General features: G+C 42.8%; 14 protein-coding genes and 1 tRNA gene. 5 read left to right on the forward strand and 10 right to left on the reverse strand.

Annotation, left to right across the window (positions count from 1 at the left end; all coding sequences use genetic code 11):
• Positions 1-88 precede the first annotated feature (88 nt).
• The 4 genes from ACRN9H_RS00310 to dnaQ all read right to left on the reverse strand — a co-directional run bounded on the left by ACRN9H_RS00310 (position 89) and on the right by dnaQ (position 4907).
• Complete coding sequence (locus ACRN9H_RS00310; protein ID WP_432311966.1) at positions 89-1966, reverse strand: cation:proton antiporter; 1878 nt, start codon at positions 1964-1966, stop codon at positions 89-91.
• Between the two features lie 465 nt (positions 1967-2431).
• Positions 2432-2508 (reverse strand) — tRNA-Asp (locus ACRN9H_RS00315).
• A gap of 280 nt (positions 2509-2788) precedes the next feature.
• Positions 2789-4168, reverse strand: a complete 1380-nt coding sequence (locus ACRN9H_RS00320; RefSeq protein WP_432312123.1) for a TIGR03503 family protein — start codon at positions 4166-4168, stop codon at positions 2789-2791.
• 10 nt (positions 4169-4178) lie between these two features.
• Complete coding sequence (gene dnaQ, locus ACRN9H_RS00325) at positions 4179-4907, reverse strand: DNA polymerase III subunit epsilon (protein ID WP_076500644.1); 729 nt, start codon at positions 4905-4907, stop codon at positions 4179-4181.
• A 70-nt stretch (positions 4908-4977) separates the two neighbouring features.
• On the opposite strand from dnaQ, the gene rnhA reads away from it, so the two are divergent.
• Positions 4978-5448: a ribonuclease HI gene (gene rnhA, locus ACRN9H_RS00330; protein ID WP_076500646.1), complete on the forward strand. Its 471-nt coding sequence runs from the start codon at positions 4978-4980 to the stop codon at positions 5446-5448.
• 182 nt (positions 5449-5630) lie between these two features.
• Here the strand turns inward: rnhA and ACRN9H_RS00335 are convergent, their stop codons facing one another.
• Positions 5631-6536 carry a LysR substrate-binding domain-containing protein gene (locus tag ACRN9H_RS00335; protein ID WP_432311967.1) on the reverse strand — a complete coding sequence of 302 codons (906 nt, stop codon included), beginning with the start codon at positions 6534-6536 and terminating at the stop codon, positions 5631-5633.
• Positions 6537-6575: 39 nt separating this feature from the next.
• A complete protein-coding gene (locus ACRN9H_RS00340) occupies positions 6576-7334 on the reverse strand; it encodes a methyltransferase domain-containing protein (protein WP_432311968.1) in 759 nt (252 codons plus the stop codon).
• 150 nt (positions 7335-7484) lie between these two features.
• On the opposite strand from ACRN9H_RS00340, the gene gloB reads away from it, so the two are divergent.
• Both gloB and ACRN9H_RS00350 read left to right on the forward strand, forming a co-directional pair.
• The gene (gene gloB / locus ACRN9H_RS00345) at positions 7485-8276 is read left to right on the forward strand and encodes a hydroxyacylglutathione hydrolase (protein ID WP_432311969.1); all 792 of its coding nucleotides are present in this window, start codon (positions 7485-7487) and stop codon (positions 8274-8276) included.
• Positions 8277-8507: 231 nt separating this feature from the next.
• Positions 8508-10055, forward strand: a complete 1548-nt coding sequence (locus ACRN9H_RS00350; protein WP_432311970.1) for a LysM peptidoglycan-binding domain-containing protein — start codon at positions 8508-8510, stop codon at positions 10053-10055.
• A 129-nt stretch (positions 10056-10184) separates the two neighbouring features.
• Here the strand turns inward: ACRN9H_RS00350 and ACRN9H_RS00355 are convergent, their stop codons facing one another.
• Genes ACRN9H_RS00355 through ACRN9H_RS00365 form a run of 3 tightly spaced genes read right to left on the reverse strand, consistent with a single transcriptional unit; the run spans position 10185 to position 13159 of the window.
• Positions 10185-10799: a BsuPI-related putative proteinase inhibitor gene (locus ACRN9H_RS00355; protein ID WP_432311971.1), complete on the reverse strand. Its 615-nt coding sequence runs from the start codon at positions 10797-10799 to the stop codon at positions 10185-10187.
• Positions 10799-12622 carry an AsmA family protein gene (locus ACRN9H_RS00360; RefSeq protein ID WP_432311972.1) on the reverse strand — a complete coding sequence of 608 codons (1824 nt, stop codon included), beginning with the start codon at positions 12620-12622 and terminating at the stop codon, positions 10799-10801. The genes ACRN9H_RS00355 and ACRN9H_RS00360 overlap by 1 nt, the downstream gene beginning before the upstream one ends.
• Before the next feature lie 42 nt (positions 12623-12664).
• Complete coding sequence (locus ACRN9H_RS00365) at positions 12665-13159, reverse strand: putative 4-hydroxy-4-methyl-2-oxoglutarate aldolase (protein WP_432311973.1); 495 nt, start codon at positions 13157-13159, stop codon at positions 12665-12667.
• Positions 13160-13381: 222 nt separating this feature from the next.
• On the opposite strand from ACRN9H_RS00365, the gene ACRN9H_RS00370 reads away from it, so the two are divergent.
• Positions 13382-13702 carry a hypothetical protein gene (locus tag ACRN9H_RS00370; protein WP_220774667.1) on the forward strand — a complete coding sequence of 107 codons (321 nt, stop codon included), beginning with the start codon at positions 13382-13384 and terminating at the stop codon, positions 13700-13702.
• 222 nt (positions 13703-13924) lie between these two features.
• Here ACRN9H_RS00370 and ACRN9H_RS00375 read toward each other — a convergent pair whose 3' ends face one another.
• Positions 13925-15697: a DUF885 domain-containing protein gene (locus ACRN9H_RS00375; protein WP_432311974.1), complete on the reverse strand. Its 1773-nt coding sequence runs from the start codon at positions 15695-15697 to the stop codon at positions 13925-13927.
• Between the two features lie 321 nt (positions 15698-16018).
• Here ACRN9H_RS00375 and ACRN9H_RS00380 point away from each other — a divergent pair, with 321 nt between their 5' ends.
• Positions 16019-17416, forward strand: coding sequence for a DEAD/DEAH box helicase (locus ACRN9H_RS00380; protein ID WP_432311975.1), 1398 nt, complete (start codon positions 16019-16021; stop codon positions 17414-17416).
• The last annotated feature ends 51 nt before the right edge of the window (positions 17417-17467 follow it).

Consider the following 17467-nt stretch of genomic DNA (forward strand, 5'->3'; position numbering starts at 1 on the left):
ACTCAGTAAGATTTAAACCAACAAAAAGGAGGCTAATTAGCCTCCTTTTTTATTGCCATAATCTGTGCTAGATAGCGTTATCAATAAGTTAGGATTTCGCGGGCGTCGCTTCTTCTACCGCTTTATCTTGGACTGCTTGCGCTTCTTGCTCTGCAATAGCTTGCTGTATTTTGGCTTCTTCTAAGGCTTCAATGGGTAATAAACTAATCAGCTCAATACCATTCGGAAACGCGGTATCGTTGCCTGAAACAACCATAACTTTCCCGTCCTTAGTGAGATAAACCAATGGCATTGCGGTTTCACCGTAACGCTTACGGAAATGCTCGAAGCTGAAGTTTTCGGTAATATTAGTCACCTTAAGTACTGCGCCCTTTGCCATCAAACTCGCCATTTTTGCGTAGGACACTGAATCACCAAATAAACATAACCGCTGTTTATAGGATTCAGATAACTGATGTCGAGCACTCCCCGCCTCAGTATTATTGAGTTCAAACACCTTTTTCCCACCAAACAAATCTTGAAAATAAAAACTGACGAGCGGATTGAGTTGACGATAAGGTGACATGATTAGCACTCGGCCAATACCGGTTAAATCCATATAAGTTTCAGCATGTTCAGATGCTGGATTGCCAAAGTACACCGGAATATTATCCATCCGAGCAAGACGAATATTATCCCAGTTACTATCAGCCAATAGCACTTTGACATCTTTAGATTTTAAGATTTTAGCTAACTCTCTAGAAAATTTAGAGGCGCCAAAAATCAACAATCCTTGGGCAGAATCGGCTTTAACCCCAAGGAAACGTGCCCAGCGCCCAGCAGTTAAACTTTGAATAACGACAGTGCCGATAATGATTAAAAACACTAAAGGTACAATAGCGTCGGCGCCCTGCACATTGTTAGCTTCTAACTTTATCGCAAATAGAGACGACACAGCTGCAGCAACAATGCCCCGCGGCGCAATCCAACATAAAAACCACTTGTCAGCCCGTGACAGTGATGTTCCAACACCAGAAACCCAAATACTCAGTGGCCGCGCCACTAACATAGTCACCACCAATACACCCACGCCACCCCAACCTAAATCGAGCATGGCGGTCGAATCGAGTCGCGCCGCCAGTAGAATAAACAATGCCGAAATAAGTAATACGGTTAAGGTTTCTTTAAACTCAAGGATTTCAGCGATATCAACACCACGCATATTGGCTAACCAAATCCCCATCACAGTGACAGTCAGTAAACCAGACTCTTCTTGTAATAGATTCGAGCCAACAAATACCCCCAACATCAGTGTTAACACGGCGGTATTACGCAAATAATGTGGTAATAGGTTACGCCTTAATATCTGTCCGGTGAGGTACCCCGCAGCGGCGCCTAGCCCAAGCCCTAAAGAGAGCATAGAACCAAGGGCGTACAGCACATGAGTCGTTGGATCGCCAGAAACTGTGATGTATTCAAAAACGAGCACAGCTAATAATGCGCCTATTGGGTCGATAACAATCCCTTCCCAACGTAAAATACTCGCAAGCTGAGATTTAGGCCGAACGCTTCTGAGCATAGGTACAATAACCGTCGGCCCAGTAACGACCACCAGCGCCCCAAAGAGCAACGCAATTTCCCAACTAAAATCGAGTAAATAAAAGGTCGCCGTCGTAATGCAAGCCCAGGTGATTGCAGTACCAATGGTCACCAGATGCGTCACCATTCGACCATGATCTTTGATTTCTTTAAAATTAAGGGTCAAAGCGCCCTCAAATAAAATCACCGCAACCCCGAGGGAAATGATTGGAAAGAGTAAATTGCCAAAAATCGCATCAGGATTAAGGAACCCAAGTCCTGGGCCCAAGGTTAGGCCACAAAGTAGCAACGGCAAAATAGCAGGTAAGCGTAATTTCCAACCTAGCCACTGACAAAAAAGTGATAACACTCCGATCAATGCCAACATACCGGTGATTTTTTCAACCATAAAAAGTCCTAAAAGTGAGAAATCCATTCGTTCGAATTATCGTTAATAGAATAGATGATATGAGCACGATAATAGCCATAAATTATCTATTTACCTGAACTCGGGATAGAGGCTGTGGTAACTAATTAATCTTATTACCTTATCCAAAAAATTAACTCTACAGAGATAGTTTTTTCGTTATCAAGGCAAGTTTGCATACCTAATAGCGGCTATTAGTTAGTAGCAAACTTAACGCAGATAAAGGGAAAAATAACCTGTAGAGACACAGAGCTTATCCAGAGTTCAGGTTATTTAGCTTAACAATAGCAGTAAATACTCAAACACTATGAAGTTTATTAAAGACCAAAAGTAAAACTAAGCCACAACGACAGTACCGAACAAATCACTGTGGTTAACATGATGTGATTAATTGATAAAACGATAAATAAAAAGGCCTTACATTGCTGTAAGGCCTTTTTATTTATTTGGCGGAGCGGACGGGACTCGAACCCGCGACCCCCGGCGTGACAGGCCGGTATTCTAACCAACTGAACTACCGCTCCAAATCTATCTATCGTCAATATCTTACAAGTTTTAAACCCCAAACCTCAGCGTGATAGACCGCTAAAGTTAAAACAGAATAATAGAACTAACTTATCAATGCTCCTGTTCAAGACGTGTGAATAATACGGATGAGCACCCAAATCGTCAACTACTTTTTATTTATATTTATCATTTGGTTAAAAAACAAACCAGCCTTAACGTCGACTTTGGTTCATATCTCAAAGGTTCTATTCTGCAACAAATAAAACATTGTGGTTCAACACCTAAACAGACACTTAGCTAACGATTGTTATCGGCCTCATCAGGCAGCGTGAGATCGATATCATCTAGCGAGGGTGCAGGTGCTTGCTTGGCTGGCTTTTGCTGCTGTACACGTAACTCCGCAGCCGCTAAGGCCTGTGTTAGGCTTTGGCGCTTACGCCATACAATTAAGCCTAAAATACCGAATACTAGTAAGATGATATTAATGGTAATAATCCAGAATATGGCATCTTTTTTAGCAAGTAATTCTTCGTCGGCCGCTTTTTGTGCAGCAATGGCAGCAACTTCAGCCAACTCTTTAGCTGTAGGTAATGGAGCTGGTGGTGGATTAAAACTAAAGAAAAGTTCTGGTAAATCGAGTAAAATTTCACGACCAGTAATCGTTGTTGTAGCAACTGAGCCCTTAAGTTTGTAACGACCAAACTCAATCAATGTGGGTAATATTAACTCACTATCGGGCTGTGTTACGCCATTCACAACCAAGGGAACTTGCATGCCTGCAGGACCCGTTAACTCAAATGAAAAATGCGTTTCGGCCAATTGCAGCGCACTATTATCAACGTGCAACATGACTTTCCATTCAGCCATTGACGAGTCTTCTGGCGTAACAACTTCTATATTGATTGGTCGTGGTGATAACCGAAATGGAGACGAAACTTGTCTATCAAAAACATTATTGCGCGCCTGAACCACAAAGCGATAATCACCCCAAGGTTGCTTAATATTGATATCACTGGTGAATAGACCGTCGTCGGGTTTCTCATCGTAATCTTCGCCATTATCTTTATAAGAGCCAACGATAATATCGCCCGCGGCGAAGTTTTCATCACCCGCTTTATGCCTACTGACAAAATGAGCATTCCATTCAACAAGATAATCTAACCCTGGCAAGCGCATACGCTGAGCATCACCCATTAATTGGGCCACTAGCTTAATTTGCTCACCTTGAAAAAGAGGTTGTGGCAATGGCTGAACTTCAATTTCTAACTTAGACACTTTTTTAATCGTTGAGGTCGGAACCACTTTACCAATTAATTGCCACGGCCCTGCCATGGGTGACTCAATGTAAATAATGTCGCCGGTAATACCTGAAGCCCATTTTACCGTTTTAGGATGACGCTCTGAGTACATTTTACTGCCATCAGGCAATACAACGATAACGGGCCCAGAATCGTAATCTCGCTCCACAAATAGCGTCATGTTATCGACCATATGATCAATACGAAAACGGTTTTTGAGCTCAGATGCGGTATCCACCGCAACAATCGGCGCAGCTTTGGGCGGCTGGGCACTTGCTTGAGCTGTATCAGACCCAACGGCAAACACGGCAGTGACGCTAAGCAGCGAGGTTGTGGTAAGCAGGTAAACAGTTAACAGAGTATTACGCGATATCGGCATAGTGATTATTCTATCCTCTCCAGAGGCATTTACCTGATTTTGCGACGAGATCAAGGCGTTGCTCATGCATAGTCAGTTCATCGGCAGATGCAGCAATCACTTTAAGATTAAGTGATTGCGGATCAAAACGTTGGATCCCGCCCCCTTCCTGGCCCGCTTCTTCGTTGGACAAATTAAACTTTGTTTGCCCGCCTGTCATGATCAGATAAACATCAGCGAGGATCTCGGCATCGAGTAAAGCGCCGTGATATTCGCGCCGAGAAGTATCTACGCCATAACGCTTACACAAAGCATCGAGGTTATTTTTTTGCCCAGGGTGCAGGTATTTAGCGATAACTAAGGTATCGAGAATACTACAAATATCGGCAGTTTTCGGCCCGCGTGGCTGTAATAGCGAGAACTCATGATCCATGAAGTTCACATCAAAGCTCGCGTTATGGGCGACAATTTCAGCACCGTCGATAAAATCAATAAATGCTTGAGAAATTTGTTGAAAACGAGGTTCATTAGCCACCCGCTCATCGGTAATACCGTGAACAGCAATGGCTTCAGGGTCAATCGCCTGACCTGGGTTGATATATTGGTGATAATAACGCCCCGTCAATCGACGGTTCACCACTTCCACACAACCAATCTCGATGATCCTATGGCCTAAATAGATGGCGCCGCTGCCCTGGTTCATACCTGTGGTTTCGGTATCCAAAATAACCTGACGGCTAGCGTTAGAGATAATATTCATTTTTTTATGCGCTTCTTATGACAATTTTTGGTTATACTCGGCCGAAATTCCCGGCTATGGTAACAATTTGATGACTGAACTAAAACTGATCCACATCTTCACCGACGGCTCTTGCTTAGGCAATCCCGGTCCTGGCGGCTATGGCATTGTAATGAATTATAAGGACCATACAAAGGAGATGTCCGACGGTTTTGCGCTCACGACCAACAATCGCATGGAATTATTAGCGCCTATCATTGCATTAGAAAGCTTAAAAGAGCCTTGCCAAGTCGTGCTCACCAGCGATAGTCAGTATATGCGCCAAGGTATAATGACCTGGATCCATGGCTGGAAGAAAAAAGGCTGGATGACCTCAAACCGTACTCCTGTTAAAAACGTTGACCTGTGGAAACGTTTAGATAAAGCGGCTCAAATGCACACAATCGATTGGCAATGGGTTAAAGGCCACGCAGGTCACGCTGAAAACGAACGCTGCGATGTATTAGCTCGTACTGCCGCAGAATCTAAGCCGACTCAACCGGACTTGGGCTACCAACCTTAACTCCAATGTTATCCAACTCAAACTTACTACGTTCGATTGTCGCTGCATTAGATGATTGTGGCTACGATAGATTGTGCCTGCAAAAATGAGATTGGCTCAAGCAGATACATGCTATTGAGTCACGCCCAAGTTAACAACTTGGGCGTATGGATGGTCCTCATCAAGATAACATTTTAAAGGGTTCATTCCGCTTCAGCGGTAATATTGAAAAAGTTCTCACAAAATTCAACAAATGCTTGGCCAAGAGAAGTTGCCTGACGGCTTTTATGGGTAATACGATAAAACTGCCGCTCCAGCACTAATCCCTCGATTGTCACTAATGCCAACTCTTTACGACTGACATCTTTATCCAGTGCAAGCTCTGATAATACCCCAAGCCCAGCGCCTTGTTTTACCGCTAATTTAATCGCATCGGGCGTACTGAAACAGAACTTAGCCTCGGGTCGCATATCCAACTCATTGGCAGCATTGACAAAATACTCACGAGTACCAGAACCCTCCTCACGCAGTACCCAAGATTGTCCTTTAACAGCCGCAGAGGTAACCACTTTGCCTGCCAGCGGGTGCGCTGGATGACAAAACACCAACAGTCTATCCTTGTGCCACGCCTCAACATGTAAACGATTGTCGGTGCAATGTCCCTCAATAAAGCCCATTTCAGACCTAAACTGCGCAACCGCTTGGATCACATCTTGAGTATTGGTTATCGCAACATCCACATGGGTTTGCGTGTGTTGCTGGCAAAATGCCACCGCGGCTTTCGCCAACAAATAATTACCAATCGTTGAACTAGCGCTAACACTTAAACGCCCAACGAGATCGCCACCATGGTAGGTAAACGCCTGCTCAATTTGCTCGACTCGATGCAATAAATCCGTCGCCAGCGGTAACAGCAAATTACCCTGTGAGTTTAATTGCAATCGATTACCAATCCGCTCAAATAAACGAGCATTAAGCTGTTTCTCTAATTCAGCCAATGCCATTGACGTTGCTGGTGGCGATAAATTTACTTGTTCTGCGGCCTTTGCGACTTGACCGCTGCGTGCCACTGCCTCAAATACAGCCAATTGCCTTAGGGTGATACGCATATAAAAACCTGTATTTTAAAAAGAGAAATAGCCTGTCCGTTATTCACTATGTTCAGATAATGGCTTTGATAAATGATCTGATAAATGCTCTGAGCATCCAGCCGTTGGCGCTGTACTCCAATTCGTTTGTCGCACTTTGCGTTTATCACGGATAGGTGTAAGTGGCGATTCCAGTTTACGTGCCACAATCAAATACAAACTGCCCGCGCTAGGTAACCACGAGGCTAAGCTTTGTTGAAAAAATCGCCCTTGGGTAAACTCACCTATCAATGGGTGATACACCAAGCGTTCATCTGCGACAACTTGATAACCTAATAATCCTAGCCAATCTCGCACTCGTGATGGCATAAAAAAGCGACCGTTCCAAGGAAGACAATCCTGGTATTTAGGCCATAACTTACCCAAAAATAGTGGACTTAAGGGATTAAATCCAACAATAAAAAGATAGCCTCCAGCTATGAGTACTCGGTCCGTTTCACGTAGGATACGGTAAGGATCGGGTTCAAACTCCAGTAACAGGCTCATGACAACCGCATCAATGACCCCATTTTGCAGTGGTAAATGACAAAAATCGCCCGAAATTGAAGCGTCTTGGGATGAGGATAGCGAAAAATGATGTGCAACCGGTGATGCCATACTCGACAATGCAGCACTCAAAGGGCCTAGCTTTAATAAATGATAACCAAACACTCTTGGCCACCAGTTTTCAAGATGTTCGGCTACAGCTTGCTGCAGCGCGGCGCCATTGGGTAAGTCATCCCACTGCTTTGGCTTAAGATCAGAACAGAAATGCGACACAGAGTTCCTCCGTTAGCTTGGGACCATTATCCAATTCACTACCGATGCTAACATACTGCCACAACACTCGGCCGCAAACATCGCCAAGAGCCATACACTCATGGATAATATCCTTATCTTTTAAACTCAAATACAGACATAGGTATTTCTATGCTCACTATAACAGCAGTCAAAGCCTTTAATGACAATTATATCTGGGTGTTACAACAACAACCTCACACACAAGTTTATGTTGTCGACCCCGGTGATGCTAAGGTCGTGATTAACTACCTTAGCGCGAATCAACTCACGCTAGCAGGAATTTTACTGACGCATCACCATAGAGACCACACTGGAGGAGTCGCAGAACTTCAAGCCTATAGTAGCAATCAACTTACGGTTTATGGCCCAAACAATGAAGCCATTGCAGACATAACTCATCCACTTGATGCTAAAACGCAACCCACGCTTACCCTCGACTATCTTGACGCACCACTGCAAGTGCTCAGTGTGCCAGGCCATACCGCAGGACATATCGCCTACGTTATTGAAGATGCGTTATTTTGTGGTGATACCTTATTTAACGGTGGCTGCGGCCGTTTATTTGAAGGCACGCCAGCGCAAATGCTTACGTCACTCAAACTACTCAGCCAGTTACCTGAAAAAACTCGGGTTTATTGTGCCCATGAATATACCCTTTCTAATCTTAAATTCGCACTCGCGGTTAATCCGAACAATATCGAGTTACAAGCCTACAACGAACAAGCTAAAAAATTACGCAATCAAGATGAGCCCACGATCCCATCAACCATTGCATTAGAACGTGCTATTAACCCATTTTTACGCGCAGCCGATCCTGACATTGTAGGGAGTATTAAGCAGCATTTTAACGTAATAAAACAGACAAGCTTGGACGAACTGAGCTGTTTTACTCAGCTCAGACAGTGGAAAGATATTTTTTGATCACAAAAGCAATATTATTGATTGAAATTTAAACTGTTTTTTGCACTTTTGATGATGTAAGTCAAAAATGGCCTTACATTATGTACGATAATTAAGGGACAAGATCGCAAAGATCCCATAGAATGGCTCGTTTTGCGTGAATACTTTGCGCGCTGCGTTGTCTTTATCTTTATAAAAAACATACTGTTACCTTAAAGAAAGCAATGCACTAACAGAGGACTACCGTTTTCAATGAGAGTATCACTTTATATTATTGCAGGGGGATTTGCCCTACTCGCAGGCTGTCAAACCTTAGACAACAATGACACTAACCAAACAAAAATTGAAGCCGTCAACACTCAAACTATAGTCCCAGAATATTACCTCACTACAGAGGCTCCGTCGGCGCAAATTACCGATGTATGGGAGCGCATTCGTCAAGGAATGCAATTACCGATTCCTGATCAAAAGTTGGTAAATCAATACCGCGATTGGTATATCAAAAATCCGCAGCATCTGGCGATTATCTCCGAGCGTGCGGCACCTTATATGTACCTGATTGTGGAAGAGCTTGAAAAACGTCATCTTCCTATTGAAATAGCCCTTTTACCTATAATAGAGAGTGCCTTTGATCCTTCCGCCTCTTCAACGGGCGCGGCATCAGGGTTGTGGCAATTTACCACACCTATGGCCAGCCATTTTGGTTTAGAGATGAACTGGTGGTACGACGGCCGCCGCGATGTGCCCGCTTCAACAACTGCGGCATTGGACATGCTCGAATATCTTTATAGTAAAACCAATAATAATTGGCTTTATGCCATTGCGGCCTATAACTCGGGCGAATCACGGGTACTCAATGCGATTAAGCATAATGAGAAAAAAGGACTTCAAACCGATTTTTGGTCGTTAGATTTACCCCGTGAAACTGAACAATACGTACCGCGATTATTGGCATTAGCCGAAGTTATTAAACATGCCGATGAATATGGGATTAGTTTAGCGCCGATTGGTAATAATCCCTCCATTGAAGTGGTGGATATCGATAGCCAAATTGATTTAGCTATGGCGGCAGGTTTCGCCAATATGACGACGCTAGAACTGCAAAAACTCAATCCGGGTTATAACCGCTGGGCAACATCGCCATTAGGGCCACACACCTTAGTGCTGCCGATTGATAAATCGGAAGAATTTAAAAAGGCGCTCGCCGAAACAGAGAGCGAAGATAGAATTAGCTGGCTACGTTATACGATAAAATCCGGCGATAGCATTGGCAATATTGCTAAACAGCACCACACAACTATTGCTGCGATTCGCGCCGCTAACGGCATGAAAAGCAATACTATCGTGACTGGTAAGCATTTGATTATTCCTGTTGATGCTCAAGATAAGCAGCTCTATGCGCTATCGACTCAACAGCAATTGCCCAAAAAATCGCGCAACGCAACAACATCAACCTCAATAACGTATCAAGTTAAATCGGGTGATACCCTGGGTGAAATCGCTGAGGCTCACAAGGTGACAGTGAAGCAACTTAGCACTTGGAACAAATTAGCTCAAAAAAACAAGTTACAAAATGGCCAAAAACTGATGATTTTTACGCCTTCAGATAGCCAGCAGACTGCACAAATTCGCACAGTGAGCTACAAGGTAAAAACAGGGGATTCCCTTGTTCGTATTGCTAACAAATTTAATGTCAGTGTCGCCGAGCTACTCGAATGGAATAGCCTCGCGCAATCACAATATTTACAACCTGGGCAAGTAATTAAGCTAGTTGTTGATGAGAGTAAATTAAGTGCATAAGCATTTAACAAATCATTAATACTAGATAATGCATTACAGTTAAACGTAAGTTTAACTCAGCTCTAAAGCATAAAAAAAGGCAGCGAACCGGTGGGAACGCTGCCTTTTTTATGATGTGTTATTCCATGTTTATTCCATGGTTAATAGTAAAACCACTGGTGCCATTAGTGTTGCATTTGACTCTACCGCTTTAGCTGCAAAATGCGCTTCTAAACGAGCGCCGTCTGCAGGAATGCCCGCAAACGCTTTCGGTGGAATACTAAAGGATGTGCTAATGACGTTGCCTGCACCTAATTGGCTATCGCGTAACGCTTGCGTGGACATCATATCTTCCGACCAAGCCCATAGACGTTTTCCCTTTTGAGTCACTAACCATAAATCCGCCACCATCCCTGAGTTATAACGTAAATCAACGGTATAGGTTTGTGGATTTGTTATGGTTAACGTTGCCTTAACCGAATGCTCAAAATCAACAAAAGGCGCTAAGGTTAATTCTCCGCGCAGTAATCCTTGTGCTGCGCCAGTAGTTACAGGCTCAACCTTTAATGTTGGAATGTTTTTATGGCTAGAAACATCGAGCGCTAAATCTGCCGCACGTACAATTTCAGGCTTAACTGCTGTAGCGGCTTTGGTCTCTGTCGGTTTACTGTTAGATGACGCTTTAGGCGCTATGCAGCCAACAAGTTGTCCACTCACAACCACACTAACTGACACAAGCAAAGCGTAACGCTTCAAACTTACCATTAAAAACCTCCTAATTTTTTCAACAAGGAATCCTTTAATTTTTCCTTCGCTTTTTCAGTTTCTTCCTTGAGCTGATTATTCAGTAAGGCTTTAGTATCCAAAGCGTATTCGGGCTTTTGGAAAGTCCCTGTAATCGCAAGCGGGATATCAATCCCCGCGAGGGCTTCTTTATCACCACCCTGACCTTTCAAACTATTCACTAAACTTGCCGTCAGCCTATAATCTAACGCTTCGGTTAATAAGTTTGCACTACCTTTACCCGCAAGGCGCAGTAGTGGTGACGACATTGCCAGATCAGGATTACTGGCAACCCCATTATCAAGGTCAAAACTGCCGGTTAAACTGGAGAAGTCAGTCTTATGTTCTTCCTTATTCTGTGAAGATAAGTCGCCCTTTAACTTAGCTTGTGCGCGACGGATCATCTGTGGAATATTAACGCCATACAAAGCACCATCATTAATATCAAAATGCCCATTCGCTAATAGATTTTGCTTTAGCTGCAAAGGAATAAGACTTTTTCCTTTACCTTTGACGTTAAAATTAGCCGTACCCGCTAATAAATCGACGTCTGCAGCATCTTTTAATAAAGGACGAATTTGTACGCCGGTTACACTGTTATCAAATTGGTAACTGGCCACGGCTTGACGCGCATCGACCTGCGCATTGAGGAGCAATTTACCTTGATATAGGTCAGCGTTCAGCTTAGTTAAATCAATAATACCGTTTTTGATGCTCACATCCATTAACCAATTCTGCGTCGATAAATTAGCGACTTTTATCGACTTAACCGTCAATTTAAGTGTTGCATCAAGGCCTTTCAGTGCAGAAAGATCAGGTTCGGCAGCAACCTGAACTTTCGCTGCCGCTACTTGTTGTGTGGTATCAACGGTTTCAGTTGTAGGCAATAAAGCATCTAAATCGAGGTCGCCAATTTGAAAATCAGCATTAATCTGTGGGATTTGAGTGCCGTAATTGACGCCGAGTTTCCCCACTGCGCTAATATTCGCAGCGGTTAACTGGGTAATATCAACAGACAGTTGCTGTTTTTCGAGTGCAATTTGAGTCGCTAATTTAATCGATGTTTCGAGTTTCTTATTCGGAAAACTCTCCCCTTCCATCACAGTGTCAATGTTGAGATCATTGATAACCAATTGCTTAACGTCACGGCTAAGTTTGAGCTCACCTTTACCTTTACTGCTCAACGTCATATCCGGCATTGTCGCACTAAATTCAAAAGCAATAGGAGCAAATTTATCTAAGGCAAACTCACCCAAGGTGAAGCTATCTAGCGTAAAAGTTTGAGTTTGCTTGGTAACCTCATCAATCATATTAATTTGGGTGTTAGTAATAGAGACACCGCCAATATTAATGTCTGAAAGCTGGCGCTTAGTAGAGAGTTGGGTAGATGCAGGGGCTTTTTGCCCACTCTCCTCACCCACTAAACCGTCAAGACTCGTACTCCCATTTTTACGAGTGACTAAATTGATTATTGCACCATCAAGACTCAATTCTGCAATTTCAATTTTTTGGCTAAATAATGGCATCAGCGCCACTTCAGCCACCGCTTTGTGCACTTCTAACATCGCTTTAGGGGTAAAACCTGCAGGATTCGATAGGGAAACGCCACCTAAGTTAATGCCAATCACAGGGAAAAAAGTCCAAGACAAATCATCGGTAATGACAAATTCACGGCCGGTTTGCTTTTTCACAGCATCGACAATTTCAGGTTTAAAGTCATTAGGGTCGAAAAATACGCTGAGATAAACAGCAACCAAAAGAATCAGTGTTACCACTAAGGCCAAAAGCCACTTAATGAATTTCATATAAATATCCTTATCAACAAAATGGGGATTTATTGCAACGACTTAGCTTAAAAATGCAAAGTTCAACAGCTCATCACTCACTGCAATACCATTTTCATCGGCATACAGTTGCATGCCCGGTTTAACCATTACACCGCCCAAATCTACTGGGACATTAATTTCCCCTTGATCTCGCTTTTCAGTTTTTATGGGGACGGCACCTAAAGCATAAACACCTAAATTAAATGTCTTTATTCGCATAACGTCACGCACAAAACCGTTAATCACCACGCCTTGCCAGCCATTATCTAACGCACTTTGGGCAATTAAGTCCCCGAGTAATGCTTGCCTACAGGAGCCACCACCATCCACGACAAGCACTTTACCTTGTCCATTTTGTGCTAGTACTTCCTTTACTTTGGAATTATCTTCAAAGCACTTTACTGTGACTATCTCCCCCCAAAAAAGTGGTTTTCCACCAAATGGCTTAAAAGCCAATGGTAACAATTGAAGTTTAGATGGATAGTGGTCAAACAAATCAGGTAATAGATCAAGCATTTGTTTCTCCGTGAGTGCTTAAAACTTTAGACTACGCATAATTATGGACCTCGACAAGTTCAAAGCGAAAACCAATCATAATTTTATTCTATTTTAAGCGGTAAAGACTTGGTGTATATTGATGTTGGTATTATAATCTGCAGCTGTTAATGTCCAGCGCTACCTGTCTGTGCCGTCTCATACATTTATTCCTTTTCCTTTTTATTAAATAGCGAACACCAAATGACGACTGATTTTGATTTACAAAGCGCGATCGCGGCTCTTGATGAATATGGATATGATAAGAAAGTTTCAACGGATCTTGAGCAAGCACGTAACAAGCAACAAATGACAAAATATATTAAATCTCTCGACTACAGTTTACGTCGACTATTAATATTACAAGAAACGGTTAACGATTTAGTTGAAGAAAAGAAACATCAATTAGCAATGCAAGAGAACATCCAAACTTACAAAACAAAAGTGATTAACTTATCGAGGGAGTTTAACATCTCCTATGATGAAGTATTGGCATTGATGGCATCTTCTAAGTCGAAAAAATAACATTAACACTGCGGTTACCTTGACAACCTAATCTCGATCCAGAGATTACGTGTTTTATCTATGCTATATAACAAAAAAAAAACCGTTATATGGCAATGTAATACATCTACTTTTCACTATTCGAATGTAGATAGCATCTTATTCAGCTTAATCTTCAAATCATAATTAATATGACCCATAAAAAAGCAGAGCCTAAGCTCTGCTGCTAGATTTATAATGAAATCATTTGGCCTGCATTAATTGACGTATATATTTCACGGGCGCACTACCGTAACTTAAAAATTGCTCGTGGAAAGTTTTAAGATCAAACGCTTCACCTTGGGCTTTTTTGTATTCTTCACGGAAATCATAAATTTCTCGATATCCCGAATAATAGCTGGTTAGCTGCACTTGGCTCAGCGTTGCACGACGCCACTTACCTTCCGCTTCTGCTTGCTGCTGAAAGGCCTCATTCATCATCAGGGCAATGGCTTGCTCTTTAGTCATGCCTTTAACATGAATACTGTAATCTAAAATAGTGTTACTGATAACGCGCAAATTCCACTTGTAATACATTAACCACATTTCAGGCTCAAAATCCCCATAGCCTTCTTCGAGCATCATACGTTCGGTATAAACTGCCCATCCCTCTACCATAGCGCCATTACCGAATAAGCTTTTTATTAAACTAGGAGATTCGTTTGAATAAACTAATTGAGTGTAATGCCCAGGAATAGCCTCATGGATATTAAGGATTTGTAATATCCAGTGGTTATACTCACGTAAGTAACTTTCGGCAGAATCATCACTCATACCATCCAGCGGAGTAACGTTATAATAAGTATTACCTGACTTTTCATAGGGACCAGGAGCACTGATTGAGGCGCCAGCATACCCTCGCATATATTCTGGAGTTTCCCGCACTACAAGCGGTTTTTTCGGATCCAATGTGACTAAGTCTTTTTTATTCACAAACTCAATTAATTCAGGGATTTGTTTACGTACTTCATTTACAAACTCACCGCGTTGTACATGCTTAGTCGATAACTTATCAATTAATTGACGAATTGCAATTTTACTGTCTGTAGGCTGCGGCGTATTAAAATACTTAGGCCATAACGTGTCGGTAATTTTTGCCATTTCAGCTTGAACACGATCTTTATCAGCAACGGCTTTTTGATAAAGTTGTTTTGCTGTCATGCCAGCTTGGATATCAAAAGCAAATTTTTGCTCGTATAACTCTTCACCAATTCTAAAGCTACGAGCGCCGTCTTGTTTTAATTGAACCACTAACTTATCTAACCAAGCGATATGACCCTTAATGGCAGCCGTTGCAGCGTTAAACCGAGTGTTAAATAGTAATTTTTCAGCATCGGTTAGGCCTGAATCTGCCAATTGTTTTAATAACTCATCGGAAAATACTGAAAATGCGCCTTGATTTTGCAGAACGGCTAATTCGGTATGCTCTAACGTTGGGTTATTAATGTTTGCTTGTGCCGCAATATAATAAGCAGGTACATTTTCTAATCTGGCTAATACAGAACGTAACCTATCATCCAAGGGCGCAAAATTTTCATTAATGATTTGGGCAAAACCACCTGAAACGTTATAACTTGAAGGATCCCACTGCCAAGACTTAAAGCTATTAATTTCCCACGCCATACTGCCAAGTAAGTTATCAATAAGATGATAATCAATCAGTTCATTCGGTGTCAGTGACTTCTGCTCGAACTGCGTCAGTTGCGCTTGCTGTGCTTTAACAAAAGCGAGGGTTTTTATACGACCTAGCGCATCAGGGATTTCAAGATAACCGTCATTGACATGCTTGCCACTGTATAAAGCCCAAGTGGGTGATAATTCCCACAGAGAATCAATAAAATTCGCTGAAAATTGGGCAAATGAAGCTGCTTTGACGTCAGCTGCGACCACTGGAGTTGATTGATTGAGTTGTGATTGACAACCAGCAAGGCCGGTTAACGATAATATTATCGCAAGGGAAATAGCCGTTTTCTTCATTATTATTAATCCTATTGATGTTGAGTAGGCAGGGTAAATTATCTAAGTTAACCATATTGTCCCAACAATTGCAGCAGTGTTACCTATTAAAACACGCGTGGTTACAAATTTGTGATATTTAATATACGCAATATCTATCTTCCAGATATTGCGCCTCAAAACTCGTCAATATCCTAATAAGATCAGACTAGAATCTGGAAATAATGATAATCGCCTATTTTCTTGCACCTCCTGCTATAATATTGCCCTGCTCCGCTGTTAACGCCTTAGCGTACAGTTTGTTTAACAATGATTGACCTGACCCTTTACCTGAGACATTCAATGCCATTTTCAAAACTTGGATTAAGCGATCCGATTTTAAGAGCCATCACTGAGCTCGGCTATACAACACCGACTCCTATTCAAGAAAAAGCCATTCCGGTGATCTTGAAAGGTAAAAACCTGCTTGCTGGCGCGCAAACCGGTACCGGTAAAACAGCTAGCTTTGTATTGCCGCTACTGCAAATGTTCGCCGATGAGCCAAAAATCCGCACTAAACGAGTGCGTGCACTGATCCTGACGCCGACCCGTGAATTGGCCGTTCAGGTAGAAGACAATATTGCCAAATATGCTAAATACCTGCCGCTGACGTCAATGGCCATGTATGGGGGTGTTGATGCCGCACCACAAAAACAGCGGCTTATTGAAGGTGTGGATATTTTAGTGGCAACTCCGGGCCGATTGCTCGACATGTACACCCAAAGAGCGATTCATTTCGATGAAATCTCAGTCTTAGTGTTAGACGAAGCCGATAGAATGCTCGACATGGGCTTCATCGAAGATATCAATAAGATCATCGAGCGCCTGCCAGCTGAGCGACAAAATCTATTGTTTTCGGCAACCTTGTCTAAGCAAGTGCGCTTTTTAGCGAAAACTGCCGTTGAAAACCCTGTAGAAATTGAAATTGCCCGCGATAGTGCTAACGCGCCGCAGATTGATCAATGGTTGATCACTGTTGATAAAGATAAAAAGTCAGCATTGCTGAGCAAACTCATTACAGATCAAGCTTGGGAACAGGCATTGATTTTTATCCAGACCAAACAAGGTGCTGCCAAACTCGTCAGCCAACTCGAAAAACGCGGCATTGCGGCCGAAGCGATTCACAGTGGTCGTAGCCAAGCGGTGCGCGAGCAGTTATTAGTCGATTTTAAATCTGGGAAATTACGCTTTTTAGTTGCCACCGGCGTTGCCTCACGCGGTATCGATATTGACGCCCTTACTCGCGTAGTTAACTACGACTTGCCCGATGAAGCCGATGATTATATTCACCGTATTGGCCGAACCGGTCGTGCTGGCGCCTGTGGTGAAGCGATATCTTTTGTATCTAAAGATGACTTTAGAAACCTGTGTGCTATTGAGCGCCGGTTAGGTCACATTATTGTGCGTAAAGAAATAGAAGGCTTTGTACCCAGTAAAGAGGTGCCAATTTCAATCCTCGATTTTGTGCCGAAAAATACTACACCAAAAACATTTAAGCCACGCGCACCTGAAGTCAAACCGCAGCGTCCAGCTAAAGAAGGCTCCTTTGAAACCGCCCATGCGAAAAAGCATCGTAGTGCTAAAGCCAAGCCTGAAGCCAAAGCCACACTCAGCCGCGCAGCATCAGTGCCAACAAGTGCTAGTGAAACAGGTCGCAGTGCGCCGTTCAATCCTTGGACTAATGGCCCTAAAACAAAGTAATGACTCTATAACAGTCGTAACTTATAAAACGTGATAACTCACTAAGACAGA

The organism is Shewanella sp. MF08487 (assembly GCF_050848685.1).
GTDB lineage: Bacteria > Pseudomonadota > Gammaproteobacteria > Enterobacterales > Shewanellaceae > Shewanella > Shewanella glacialipiscicola.